The organism is Achromobacter sp. CSND-B12 (genome assembly GCF_052906545.1).
This window is the reverse complement of the sequence record NZ_JBREGJ010000001.1, coordinates 1,010,771-1,022,782: the sequence shown is the minus strand read 5'-3', so window position 1 is coordinate 1,022,782 and position 12,012 is coordinate 1,010,771. Positions and strand designations below refer to the sequence as shown.

General features: G+C 69.2%; 10 protein-coding genes. 8 read left to right on the top strand and 2 right to left on the bottom strand.

Annotated elements, in window-relative coordinates:
• Nucleotides 1-24: 24 nt before the first annotated feature.
• On the bottom strand, nucleotides 25-1,470 hold the full coding sequence (locus ACUTAG_RS04540) for an HD domain-containing phosphohydrolase (RefSeq protein ID WP_148318662.1): 1,446 nt from the start codon (nucleotides 1,468-1,470) through the stop codon (nucleotides 25-27).
• A gap of 149 nt (nucleotides 1,471-1,619) precedes the next feature.
• Between ACUTAG_RS04540 and ACUTAG_RS04535 the strand changes: the two genes are divergently transcribed.
• On the top strand, nucleotides 1,620-2,393 hold the full coding sequence (locus tag ACUTAG_RS04535; protein ID WP_148318524.1) for an alpha/beta fold hydrolase: 774 nt from the start codon (nucleotides 1,620-1,622) through the stop codon (nucleotides 2,391-2,393).
• A 76-nt stretch (nucleotides 2,394-2,469) separates the two neighbouring features.
• Here the strand turns inward: ACUTAG_RS04535 and ACUTAG_RS04530 are convergent, their stop codons facing one another.
• On the bottom strand, nucleotides 2,470-3,168 hold the full coding sequence (locus tag ACUTAG_RS04530) for a Crp/Fnr family transcriptional regulator (RefSeq protein ID WP_054505798.1): 699 nt from the start codon (nucleotides 3,166-3,168) through the stop codon (nucleotides 2,470-2,472).
• A 39-nt stretch (nucleotides 3,169-3,207) separates the two neighbouring features.
• Here ACUTAG_RS04530 and ACUTAG_RS04525 point away from each other — a divergent pair, with 39 nt between their 5' ends.
• From ACUTAG_RS04525 to ACUTAG_RS04495, 7 genes are all read left to right on the top strand, one after another.
• Nucleotides 3,208-4,356, top strand: coding sequence for an ABC transporter substrate-binding protein (locus tag ACUTAG_RS04525; protein WP_262352265.1), 1,149 nt, complete (start codon nucleotides 3,208-3,210; stop codon nucleotides 4,354-4,356).
• Nucleotides 4,340-5,410 carry a FecCD family ABC transporter permease gene (locus ACUTAG_RS04520; RefSeq protein WP_262352266.1) on the top strand — a complete coding sequence of 357 codons (1,071 nt, stop codon included), beginning with the start codon at nucleotides 4,340-4,342 and terminating at the stop codon, nucleotides 5,408-5,410. The genes ACUTAG_RS04525 and ACUTAG_RS04520 overlap by 17 nt, the downstream gene beginning before the upstream one ends.
• Complete coding sequence (locus ACUTAG_RS04515) at nucleotides 5,403-6,137, top strand: ABC transporter ATP-binding protein (RefSeq protein ID WP_148318526.1); 735 nt, start codon at nucleotides 5,403-5,405, stop codon at nucleotides 6,135-6,137. The genes ACUTAG_RS04520 and ACUTAG_RS04515 overlap by 8 nt, the downstream gene beginning before the upstream one ends.
• 5 nt (nucleotides 6,138-6,142) lie before the next feature.
• Nucleotides 6,143-6,745 (top strand): hypothetical protein, encoded by a 603-nt coding sequence (locus tag ACUTAG_RS04510; RefSeq protein WP_148318528.1) that lies wholly within the window; start codon nucleotides 6,143-6,145, stop codon nucleotides 6,743-6,745.
• Complete coding sequence (locus ACUTAG_RS04505) at nucleotides 6,742-7,392, top strand: hypothetical protein (RefSeq protein WP_148318530.1); 651 nt, start codon at nucleotides 6,742-6,744, stop codon at nucleotides 7,390-7,392. The genes ACUTAG_RS04510 and ACUTAG_RS04505 overlap by 4 nt, the downstream gene beginning before the upstream one ends.
• A 43-nt stretch (nucleotides 7,393-7,435) precedes the next feature.
• The gene (locus ACUTAG_RS04500) at nucleotides 7,436-9,601 is read left to right on the top strand and encodes a TonB-dependent receptor (RefSeq protein ID WP_148318532.1); all 2,166 of its coding nucleotides are present in this window, start codon (nucleotides 7,436-7,438) and stop codon (nucleotides 9,599-9,601) included.
• A gap of 100 nt (nucleotides 9,602-9,701) precedes the next feature.
• Nucleotides 9,702-11,864 carry a TonB-dependent receptor gene (locus ACUTAG_RS04495; protein WP_148318534.1) on the top strand — a complete coding sequence of 721 codons (2,163 nt, stop codon included), beginning with the start codon at nucleotides 9,702-9,704 and terminating at the stop codon, nucleotides 11,862-11,864.
• The last annotated feature ends 148 nt before the right edge of the window (nucleotides 11,865-12,012 follow it).

The window sequence follows — 12,012 nt, the reverse complement described above, 5'->3', positions numbered from 1 at the left end:
GTCATCGCGGCGCCTGGCGGCGCCCTACAGCAGCCCCGAGGTCAGCGCCTTGAGCGTGGCCGCCGCGCGGGTGGAGCACTCGAGTTTGCGGAACACGCTTTCGAGGTGGGTGCGCACGGTGCTGGGGCTGATGTCCAGGGCGCGCGCGGCCTCCTTGTTGCTGGCGCCCAGGCTGACCTGCCGCAACACTTCCAGTTCACGCTGCGATAGCGGCGAGGCCGCGCGGCGCGGGGCTGCCGGTTCGCCGCCGGCCGCGGCGATCGCGGCTTCGGCGACATCGGCGTCGTAGCGGCCGGCGGCGGCCTCGTCGCGCAGCGCGCGGGCCGCGTCCCGCAGGGAAAGGGCGCGGCGCCAGGGGCGGTCCTCGAGCAGCGCCTGCAGTGTCACGGCGGTGGCCAGCACGCGTTGCGGGCGGTCGAGCGCGGCGCCCGCCGCGCCCCGGAAATAACCGCTACCGTCGAGCCGCTCGTAGGCATACGAGGCCAGTTCGGCCGCCGCGCTCAAGCCCTTGATCTGGCGAGCGGCGCGGGCGGTCCAGTAGGGCATCAGGCGCACCTGTTCCCATTGGTCTGGCGTCAGCTTGCCGGCGGTGTTCCACAAGCGGTTCGGCAGCGCCGCGCGGCCAATGCCGTGGACCAGCGCGGCCGCCTGCAGCCGCGCCTGCGTCGCGGCGTCCAGGTCGAGGCGCGCGGCGGTCGCCACGGCCAGCGCCGCGACCCGGCGTGAATAGCCCGCCAGCCACGGCAGCTTGAGCTCGGCCACGTCGGCCAGCAGGGTCAGCGCGGCGGGCGCGGCGGCCTGGCCGCCAGCGAGATTCCAGGCGGCGCCATCGGGCGGATCGGCGTCCATCCGGTCGAGCCAGGCCGGACCATGGCGAATGGCCAACGCCGCGATCTCGGCCGGATACTTGGCGCCGGCCTGCTGGCGCAGGAAGTCCAGCGCACTGTCGCGGCCATGGGCGCGGCTGAGGATTTCCAGGTCGCTGGCGGCGTTGACCACATAGGCCAGCGGCGAGACGGCCGCGCCGTCCAGCGCCAGCGGCATGCCCTTGCCGTCGTGGCGCTCGAAGGCGTGGCGCAGCCCGGTCACGACCGCCTGCGGCATGCCCAGGCTGACGGCCACGTCGCCGGAAATCTCGCAATGGATCAGCGCCAGCGGCACGATCAGCGACTGCGTGCGCGCGTCCAGCGGCGGCAGCGTCTGCGCCATCATGGCCTCGCGCGAGGCGACGTCGTCGCCCAGCAGTTCGGCGAAACCGCCGGCGTTGGCGGTGCAGCCGGACCAGCGCAGCAGCGCCACCGCGCGGGCGTGGTCCTGGCCGGCCGCATCCATGCCCTGCGCCGCGGCCAGCAGGCCCGCCAGGCAGGCGGTGCGGCGCGAATGGTCGGTGGCGCGGCCCATGCTGAGGTCGCCGATGAAAGCCATGGCCAGCACGGCGTCGGTCAGTTCTATGGCGCTATCGGCGATCATGGGGACGGGCGGGGCGATGAAGGGGGCGGCGGGCAGGGCGGGGAGACGGCGCATCGGTCAATCATCCGATACCGCGCCATCGGCGGGAAAACGACACTGGCATCCAGCAAGCGCCACGTCGGCGTTTGATCCCGAAAAAAGGAATCGTCATGAAGCGCCATATTATCGCAGCCTCCCTCCTGGTCGCCGGCCTGTTCGCCGCGCCCGTCTCGCAATCGTTCGCGGCCGAGCCGTCCGCCGCCCGGCCGTCCGTGGTGATCGTGCACGGCGCCTTCGCCGACGGCTCGGACTGGGCCAAGGTGGTCGCCCTGCTGCAGGCCAAGGGCGTGCAGGTGCAGGCGGTGCAGAACCCGCTGGAGTCGCTGGCCGGCGACGTGGCCGCCGCCAACCGCGCCATCGACAACCAGCCCGGCAAGGTGGTGCTGGTCGGCCACTCGTGGGGCGGCACGGTGATCACCGAGGCCGGCAACCATCCCAAGGTCGCCAGCCTGGTCTACGTGGCCGCCTTCGCGCCCGATGCCGGCCAGTCGGTGGCGACGCTGACCGAAGGCACGCCCAAGGCGCCGGGTTCGGACAGCATCGGCGCCGACAGCCACGGCTGGCTGAGCCTGTCGCCCGTCGGCCTGGCGCGCGATTTCGCCCAGGACGTGCCGGCCGCGCAGGCCCGGGTGATGGCGGCCACGCAGGGCCCGATCAAGGCCAGCGCCTTTGGCGAGGCGGTGTCGACCGCCGCGTGGAAGACCAGGCCGTCGTGGTTCGTCGTCAGTAACCACGACCGCATGATCCTGCCGGCGCTGCAACACCAGATGGCCAAGCGCATCGGCGCCAAGGTCACGGAACTGCAGGCCAGCCACGTGCCTCAGCAATCGCAGCCGGAAGCGGTGGCGCGGGTGATCCTGGATGCGGTGGCGAGTGTGAAGTGAGGGCGGTGACAGCCCGGTGATGTGGCATCGGGCAGGCACATATGAACGCCGCGCGTCCGTCGGGACGCGCGGCGTTTCAGCATCCGGAGGCCAGTCGCTCCAGCGGCGCCAGCCGCAGCACGTAGAGCGTGCCGCGGCGGCTGTCGATGATGCCTTCGCGGCGCCATTTGGCGAAGATGCGGCTGAGCGTTTCGGCGCGCATGCCGAGCTTGATGGCGATCTGCGAGTGGCTCAGGGGCAGGACCAGTGGCTGGCCGGCCTGCGGCCTGCCGGCGCGCAGCACGTATTCGGCCACGCGCTCCTGCGCCGAGCTGGAGGTGAGCCAGTCGATGCGGTCGGTGTGATGCCGCACCAGCGCGGCGCCGTGAGCGGCGACGCGGCAGGCGAAGCGGCCGTCGGCGCGGCACAGTTGCAGGAACGCGCCATGATGCAGCAGGCAGCCGTTGCCGTCGCGGCTGGCGCGGGCATGGTGAAGATGGCGCGGTGTCGGCTCGAACATGGACAGCACCGACAGCCAGCCGCCCGGACCGACTTCGCCGAATACCTTGTCGTCGCCATCGGCGGTATAGCGCAGGCCCTGCACCAGCCCTTCGCACACCAGCAGGCAGGCGGTCGCGGCCTGGCCTTCGGAAAACAGCGTGTCGCCCGCCTTGAAGCGCAGCCAATGGCCGCGCGCGGCCAGCGCGTCGAGCGCAGCGTCGGCGATGCCTTCGAACCAGGGATGGCGCCGCAATGCGGCGAGCAGAAGCGACCGGGACGAGTTGACAATAGTCATTTGAAGAGCGGGGGTGGCTACCTAGAATCCGAATCGAAAATGATTCCTGTTCAAGATGCCGCCACCGTGAAAGAATACAAGACCTGGACCGCGCCGCAACCGCGCCGTCTTAAAAGTCATTCCATTGCCTTGAGCGCCCTGCTGGCGGCGCTGTCATTGCCGTCCGCCGTGCTGGCGCAGGCGCCGCTCCAGTTCACCGACATGCTCGGCAACCCGGTCGCTCAGGCCGCGCCGTCGACGCGGGCGGTTTCGCTACCCATGCCGGGCGGCACGCTGCTGATGTCGCTGGACGGCGGCTCGTCGCGGCACCTGGCGGGCATGCACCCGGATTCCTATGCACGCATGGCGGACCCGGTGCCGTCGCGCCTGTTCCCGCACATGGCGGGCGTGCGTTCGGACATCACCCGTTCAGGCTTCGTGCCGAACGTGGAAACCCTGCTGCAGATCCAGCCCGACATGGTGTGGCAGTGGGGCCACATGGGCGACGACCTGATCGCGCCGCTGCGCAATGCCGGGTTGCCGGTGGCGGCGTTGCTCTATGGCACCGAAGTACGCACCCGCGAATGGATCCGGCTGATGGGCCATTCGCTCGGGCAGGATGCGCGCGCCGCGCGGCAACTGGCCTGGCGTGACGACGTGCGCGCACGGATACTTGCCGTCACCGGCGGCCTGCGCGCTGACGAGCGTCCCGGGGTGTTGTATCTGTCGCGTTATCGCCCGCAGTTGCGCACCTCGGGCGCGGGCAGCAGTTTCGATGACGATATCCAATTGACTGGCGGGCGCAACGTGGCCGCGGCGGTGGTCGGCACCGGCCAATCGGTCGGCATCGAGCAGATCATGGCCTGGGCGCCCGACGTGATCCTGCTGAACAACTTCGAGTCGGGCCTGACGCCCGCCATGATCTATGCCGATCCGCTGTTCGCGGACATTCCGGCCGTGCGCAGCCATCGCGTCTACATGATTCCGGCCGGCGGCTACATCTGGGATCCCCCCAGCCAGGAATCGCCGTTGTACTGGCAGTGGCTGAGCCAGTTGCTGCATCCAGGTCGGTTCGACTGGCCGCTGCGCGAGCACATCGCGCAGGCTTATGCCTGGCTGTACGGCTCTGACATCGACGCCGCCGATATCGACAAGGTGCTGCGCATGCGCTTGAACCACGGAGCCGCCGGCTATGACCGCCTGCGCTGAACGGAATCCCGCCCGGGGCGACGATCGGCGGCGCGCCGGGCCCTGGTGGTTGATGATCGCCGCGGTGCCGCTGTCGGCCCTGGCCGCGTTGTGTGTGGGGCGTTATGCCTTGCCAGCCTCTCATGTGGGCGCCGCGCTGGCCGGATGGGCGCTGCCCGACGGCCTGGCATCCTGGCTGCCGGCCGTCGCCGACGCCGAGCGCCGGGTGGTATTGCTGGTGCGCCTGCCGCGGGTGCTGCTGGCGCTGCTGGCCGGCTCCAGCCTGGCGCTGTGCGGCGCGGCCTTGCAGGGCGCCTTCCGCAACCCCCTGGTCGGGCCGCAGATCCTGGGCATTTCCTCGGGCGCCGCGTTCGGCGGTTGCGTCGCGATCCTGCTGTTCTCGTCGCTGTGGGCGACGTTGGGGTTCGCTTTCGCGGGCGGCCTGCTGGCGGTGGCCATCGTCTACCTGCTGGGCCGCTCGCGGGGGCGCACCACCATCCTGATGCTGGTGCTGGCGGGCGTGGTCACCAGCGCGTTCTTTTCCGCGCTGATCTCGCTGGCCACCTATTTTGCCGATCCCTACGACAGCCTGCCGGCGATCGTGTTCTGGCTGATGGGCAGCTTCGCCACCGCGTCCTACGTCAAGCTGGGGGCGGCGGTGGCGCCCATCGCGGCGGGCATGGGGTTGTTGTTCGCGCTGCGGTTCCGCATCAACGTGCTGTCGCTGGGGGACGATCAGGCCAGCGCCATGGGGCTGGCGGTCGAGCCGCTGCGCTGGATGCTGCTGGGCTGCGCCACGCTGGTGGTGTCGGCCAGCGTGGCGGTGTCGGGCACGGTGGGCTGGGTCGGGCTGGTGGTGCCGCACATCGCGCGCATGCTGGTCGGTCCCGATCACCGCGTGCTGCTGCCCGCCAGCGCCTTGCTCGGCGGCACCTACATGGTGTGGGTCGATACCGTGGCCCGCAGCGCCACCAGCGCCGAGATTCCGCTGGGCGTGATCACCGCGCTGGTCGGCGCGCCGCTGTTCGCATGGCTGTTGCGCCGCACGCAGGGCAGGGAGGCGGGCCATGCTTGAACTGAACCGCCTTGCCGTGCAGGCCGGCGGCCGCCTGCTGCTGTCCGACCTGACGCTGCGCGTGCCGGCCGGCGGCGTGCTGGCCGTGCTGGGGCCGAACGGCCGGGGCAAGACCACCTTGCTCAAGACGCTGCTGGGGGTGCAGCCGCCGGCCGCCGGCGCGGTGCGCCTGCGCGGCCACGCCGCCTATGTGCCGCAGCGCACCGATTCGCTATTCGCCTACGACGTGCTGGCCATGGTGACCATGGGCCGCGTGCGGCATCTGCGCTGGTGGGCCTCGCCCGGCCCGGGCGACCGCGACATCGCCCGCGCGTGCCTGCGCGCCGTGCGGCTGGAGCATCTGGCGGCGCGGCCATTCCATGCGCTCAGCGGCGGCGAACAGCAGCTGGCGTGCATCGCGCGGGCCATGGCCAGCGCCAGCCCCATCATCGTGCTGGACGAGCCCAGCGCGGCGCTCGACCTGCGCAACCAGGACGTGATCCTGACGCTGCTGCGGCGGCTGGCCGGCGAGGGCATGACGGTGGTGTTCTCGACCCACCAGCCGCAGCACGCGCAGCACATCGCCGACCAGACCCTGTTGATGCATCCCGACGCCTGCGAGGCCGGGCCCACCGGACAGATGTGCACCGACGAACGCCTGAGCCGGCTGTACGGCTTGCCGGTACGGGTGACCACCGTCACCGCCGACCGCCGCGAGGTGCCGGGCGTGATTCCTCTTTTCCATTGAATCCGATGAACACCATCGTCTATTTGAATCACTGGACCGGCGACGGTCCCGCCGCGTTGACCGGCGGCGATGCGCCGCCGGCGATCGCCGAACCCCTGTACGCCCTGCACCGCCTGGAACTGGCGACGGTACGCGCTCTGCTGGTGCCGGCCAATACCGACCAGCGCTACCTGCTGTCGCAGCAGGCCCGGCTGGAGGCTTGGCTGCTGGCGGGCGGCACCATGGTGTTCAACGGCCACGTGGCCTATCCCTTCCTGCGCTGGCTGGCGCCGTTCGTGCCCGGCCCGGCGCGCGGCATCGAGGGACTGCGGCTGCACCGCGCCCAGGCGCATCCCGTTTTCGATGGCGTCGATCCGGAACACCTGACCTTCCGCCGCGGCGTGGCCGGCTTCTACGCTCGCGGTGGCAATCCGCCGCCGGCTGGCGCGAGCGTGCTGCACACGCTGGGGCCGGACGCGGTGCCGGTGGACTGGGTGCTGTCCTTGCCCGGCGGCGGCCGCCTGTTCACGCATTCCGGCAACGACATGTGGATGTATGCGGGCAGCGCGGACAGCACCCGCCGCATCGTGCCGCAGCTGGTCGACTGGCTGCGCGGGGAGGCGGCATGATCCACGACACCCATTCCGTTTCGAACCGGCGCGCGCCGGTGATCGCCGCGCTGGACGCCGGCACCTATTACCACCATCGCACCTTCCACACGCCGGAACTGGCGGCGTACATCGACCGGGTGATCTACCTGCCGGAATTGGATGACGCCGCCCTGGAGGGCTGCGACGCCTTGATCGTGTCGTGCCGCATCAATCCCGAGCTGCTGGTGGCGCAGCGGGCGCGCTTGGCCCGCTTCCTGGCCGCCGGCAAGACGCTGGTGGCGATGGGCGAGACCGGCTCGCACCGCTGGCTGGATGGCGTGCGCTGGACCGATTGCGAAGTGAATTTCTGGTGGTGGAAGACGCCGGGGGCCGATCCCGGCCTGCGGCTGGCGGCGCCCGACCATTCGCTGTTCCGGTATCTGACGCTGGCCGATGTCACCTGGCACCAGCATGGCACCTATGCGCCGCCGCCGGGCGCGGTCTCGCTGGTCGACAAGGTCGGCGCCGGATCGGTGCTGTACGAGGATCGTTGCAGCACGGCGGGCCGGCTGATCGTCACCTCGCTCGATCCCATGTACCACCACGGCAGCTATTTCATGCCGGCCACCAGCCGCTTCCTGCGCGGCTTCCTGCCGTGGCTGAAAGATTCCACCCCCGCCGCCTGAGGCGGCATTTCCCGGCCTCCCGGCCTCGCCATTGCGTTTTCGTATGACTCATTCTTTCCCGCCATCGTCTTTCTTCCGTGCCGTCCTGCTCGCCGCCGCCAGCCTCGGCGCGCCCGCCATGGCCGCCGACACCGCGCAACTTCCCGCCATCCGGGTGACGGCCGATGACGCGGCCGCCGACGATGGCCGCCTGCATGCCATCGGCGCCGTGCCGCCGCCGGCGATGTTGGACCACACGGTCACGCAGTCGGTGTCGGTGGTCGACCGCCAGGACCTCGACCGGCTCAGCGCCATCAGCACGCTGGAGTTGCTGGGCCGCATTCCCAATGCCACCATCAATCTTGGCGGCGGCATTGGCGGCACGTTGTTCCTGCGGGGCATGGACACCCTGGATATGCGGGTGCCCGTGTTCATTGACGGCGACCGCTTCCGCGGCCGCAACAAGTTGCAGTTCATGCTCATCAGTCCAACCGAACTGGAGGCGGTCGAGGTGGTGCGAGGGCCGGATTCGGCCCGCTTCGGCAGCGACGGGCTGGGCGGCCTGATCAACTTCGTCACCAAGCGCGCCCACGGCAACCTGGAGCATGGGTTCGCCCTTGGCGGCGGCGAGGTGTTGGCCACCTGGCAGAGCAATGGCAACGGGATGCAGGCCAACGCGGCGCTGGAGGCGGCCGGCGATGGCTTCGATCTGCGCGTCTATGCCACCGGGCGGCGCGCCGGCAACTTCCGCAGCGCCGCAGGCAAGGTGCCCAACAGCGATTTTCGCAGCGCGGGCGGGGGCATTGTGCTGGGCTACATGCCGGACGCGCGCCAACGTTTTGAGATCAGCGGCCGCATCGCGCATGTGAACGAAGGCTGGGCGGGAACCGTGCCGCCCTATCCGCTGGCCACGACCCGCAGCGATCCGTTGGACGTCAAGCAGGGAAGGCTGGCCTATCGGGGCGAGTTCGACGGCGCGATCAGCGAATTGCGCGCCAGCTTCTACGTCAACGACTTCGACACCATCCTGGTGGCGCACAATCAGGCCAATCCGAACCGCGTGCTGGACGTGCAGCGCCACGTGCCCGGGCCGCTGGCCTATGGCGGCAATCTTGCGGCAACCCTCCCGTGGGCCAGCGTCGCCACCACGGTGGGCATGGATTTCATGCATGAAAACTGGCCTGGCCAAGAGCGGCGCACACAGGTGACACTGCGCCAACCCGGCGGCGGCACGACCGTCAGCCGCGGCGCCTGGGAGCCCAGCGGGCCGGCCCGTTACCAGACCAACATCGGCGTCTTCCTCAGCAATGAGTGGACGATTTCCCCGAAATGGACGGTGACGGCCGGTGGCCGCGTGGATTGGTACCGTTCCGATGTCGACCTTTCGCCCTTGCCGTCCCCCGATCTGCTGCCCGCTTTCCGCGCGGCGCAGAACAATCAACAGACCGCCACTACGGGCAGCCTTGGACTGTCGTACCGCGCAACCGAAGTGATTGAGCTGTTGGGCAGCGTCGGAAATTCGTTCCGCATGCCCTGGATCTTCGACATGTTCGATGCCGGATTTACCGGCGCCAGCTACTCCTTCCCCAATCCTCAGCTCAAGCCCGAGCGCGGCACGAACGTGGACGTGGGCACCCGGCTGCACTTCGACGATGCCACGGTCGGCCTGACGGCGTTCCGCAGCGATTTCCGCGACTTCATCGAGAACGTCAACACCCAGTACAACGGCCTGCCCGCCACGCAAAAGGCGAATGTGGGCAAGGTTCGGGTGCAGGGGGTGGAAAGCGACTGGCGCTGGCAAGTGACGCGCGCGCTCAACCTGTATGGCAGCGCCGGCTACCTGCATGCCACCAACCGCATCACCCGCCGGCCGCTGCCCTCCATCGCCACACTCAGCGGCCTGATGGGGGTGCAGTACGTCGGCCCGAATGACGCCTATGCCTTCGGCGCCGAACTGCAGTGGGCCAAGGGGCAAGGCCGCTATGACGACCGCAAGGAATACCCAGCGGCCGGCTTTGGCGTGGTCAACCTGTCCGCGCAATTGCAGCTGGACCGGCTGGGCCTGCCGAGGGTGGGCAATACCCAGGCGGTGTTCAGCATCAACAACCTGTTCGACCGCGCGTATCGCACCGCTGCCACGGCGTCGAATGTCAACTACCCCATGACGGGCCTGAACCCGTTGCTGCAGCCGGGGCGCAGCGTCAATGTGACGTTGCGGACGCGGTTCTGAACCTGTCGCGCGGGGCCCTGTTGCCCCGCGCGCCGGCTTTCATCGCCGCCGCGCAAGGCGGCGTTTCTCCGGCCTTCGGGCTTTGCCTTTGCGTTCCTGTATGACTCATCCCTTTCCTCCTTCGCCCTTCGTCCGCGCTTTCCTGCTCGCGGCCACCACCCTTGGCGCGCCCGCCGTGGCCGCCGAACCCGCGCAACTGCCGGCCATCCGCGTCACGGCCGGCGACGGCGCGGACGACGGCCGCCTGCACGCCATCGGCGCCGCGCCGCCGCCGGCGACGCTAGACCATGCGGTGACGCAATCGGTGTCGGTGGTCGACCGCCAGGACATCGACCGGCTCAGCCCCATCAGCACCCTGGAGCTATTGAGCCGGATTCCGAACGCCACCATCAACCACACGGGCGGCATTGCCGGCACGGTATTCCTGCGCGGCATGAATACCAATGACATGCGGGTGCCTGTCTTCATCGACGGCAATCGCTTCCGTGGCCGAAATACCCTGCAATTCATGCTGATCAGCCCGACCGAGCTGGAGCAGGTCGAGGTGGTGCGCGGGCCGGATTCGGCGCGCTTCGGCAGCGATGGGCTGGGCGGCCTGATCAACTTCGTCACCCGGCGCGCCCACGGCAATCTGGATCATGCGTTCCAGCTCAATGGCGGCGAAGTGTCGGCGTCGTGGCGCAGCAACGCCAACGCGATGCAGGCCAACGCCGCGCTGGAAGCGGCGGGCGACGGCTTCGACTTGCGCGTGTACGCCACCGGCCGGCGCGCCAGCAACTTCCGCAGCGGGACCGAAGAGGTGCCCAACAGCGGCTTTCGCGGCACAGGCGGCGGCATCGTGCTGGGCTACATGCCCGACGTCCGACAACGCTTCGAGATCAGCGGCCGCTTCGCGCACGTGAACGACGACGGCGCCGGCGCCGTGCCGCCGTATCCCCTCACCAGCAGCCACCGCGATCCGCTTGCCGTCAAGCAGGGCAAGCTGGGCTACAGCGGCGAGTTCGACGGCATCATCAGCGAACTGCGCGCCAGCCTCTACGTCAATGAATTCGACACCACCCTGGCTTCCCACAACCAAGTCAACGCGGCGCGCGTGGTCGACATGCGGCGCCACGTGATCGGGCCGCTGGCCTATGGCGGCAACCTGGCCGCGACCATTCCCTGGGCCAGCGTCGCCACCACGGTGGGCATGGATTTCATGCATGAAATCTGGCCGGGCCAGAAGATGCGTTCCCAGACCACGCTGCGCCGGCCGGATGGCACCACCACCGTCAAGCGCGACGATTGGGTGCGCACCGGTCCTATCCGCTATCAGACCAATATCGGCGTGTTCCTGAGCAATGAATGGAATCCCGCGCCCAAGTGGACCGTCAGCGCCGGTGGCCGTTTCGACTGGTACCGCTCGGACGTCGGCCTGAGCCCGTTGCCATCGCCCGACCTGCTGCCCGCCTTCCGCGCCGCGCAGAACAACCAGCAGACGGCCACCACCGGCAGTTTGGGGGTGTCGTACCGCGCCACCGAGGTGGTCGAGCTGCTGGGCAGCGTCGGCAATTCGTTCCGCATGCCGTGGGTCTTCGACATGTTCAATGCCGGCTTCACCGGCACCAGCTACAGTTTCCCCAACCCTCAGCTCAAGCCCGAGCGCGGCACCAACGCGGATATCGGCGCCCGCCTGCATTTCGACGATGCCACGGTCGGCCTGACGGCATTCCGCAGCAATTTCCGCGATTTCATCGAGAGCGTCGACACCATGTACATGGGCCTGCCGGCCACCCAACGTCGCAACGTGGGCAGGGCGCGCGTCCAGGGGCTCGAGAGCGACTGGCGCTGGCAAGTGACCCGCGCGCTCAATGTGTATGGCAGCGCCAGCTATCTGCACGCGACCAACCTGGTCACCAGGCGGCCGCTGCCATCCATCGCCGCGCTCAGCGGCCTGATGGGCGTGCAGTACGTCGGGCCGAACGAAGCCTACGCCCTGAGCGGAGAACTGCAGTGGGCCAAGGGCCAGAACCGCTACGACGACCGCAAGGAATATCCGGCCGGCGGATTCGGCGTGGTCAACCTGTATGCGCAGCTGCAGCTGGACAAGCTCGGCTTGCCGCGGGTCGGCAATACCCAGGCCGTGCTGGGCATCAGCAATCTGTTCAACCGCGCCTATCGTAGCGCGGCCACGGCCTCGAACGTGAATTACCCCATGACGGACCAGAATCCATTGCTGCAGCCGGGGCGCAGTTTCAACCTGACGCTGCGGACGCGGTTTTGACGTGGGTGCGTGAGCCGCGGCGCGGACCATCCCGGGAAGTCGAATCCGGCCGCCGCCCATAGGCAAGGGATCAGCGTCAGGCCGAGCCGCCATCGGATTGTGGGAGTACGATCTCGCTCCAGCCTTTCGCGCCAAAGGACGTATCACG

Excerpts from the sequence above, each read along its gene's own strand:
- ACUTAG_RS04495 (WP_148318534.1), top strand. The coding sequence starts at position 9,702 with ATGACTCATCCCTTTCCTCCTTCGCCCTTCGTCCGCGCTTTCCTGCTC.
- ACUTAG_RS04525 (WP_262352265.1), top strand. The coding sequence starts at position 3,208 with ATGATTCCTGTTCAAGATGCCGCCACCGTGAAAGAATACAAGACCTGG.
- ACUTAG_RS04530 (WP_054505798.1), bottom strand. The coding sequence starts at position 3,168 with ATGACTATTGTCAACTCGTCCCGGTCGCTTCTGCTCGCCGCATTGCGG.
- ACUTAG_RS04500 (WP_148318532.1), top strand. The coding sequence starts at position 7,436 with ATGACTCATTCTTTCCCGCCATCGTCTTTCTTCCGTGCCGTCCTGCTC.
- ACUTAG_RS04510 (WP_148318528.1), top strand. The coding sequence starts at position 6,143 with ATGAACACCATCGTCTATTTGAATCACTGGACCGGCGACGGTCCCGCC.
- ACUTAG_RS04540 (WP_148318662.1), bottom strand. The coding sequence starts at position 1,470 with ATGATCGCCGATAGCGCCATAGAACTGACCGACGCCGTGCTGGCCATG.
- ACUTAG_RS04505 (WP_148318530.1), top strand. The coding sequence starts at position 6,742 with ATGATCCACGACACCCATTCCGTTTCGAACCGGCGCGCGCCGGTGATC.
- ACUTAG_RS04515 (WP_148318526.1), top strand. The coding sequence starts at position 5,403 with ATGCTTGAACTGAACCGCCTTGCCGTGCAGGCCGGCGGCCGCCTGCTG.
- ACUTAG_RS04535 (WP_148318524.1), top strand. The coding sequence starts at position 1,620 with ATGAAGCGCCATATTATCGCAGCCTCCCTCCTGGTCGCCGGCCTGTTC.
- ACUTAG_RS04520 (WP_262352266.1), top strand. The coding sequence starts at position 4,340 with ATGACCGCCTGCGCTGAACGGAATCCCGCCCGGGGCGACGATCGGCGG.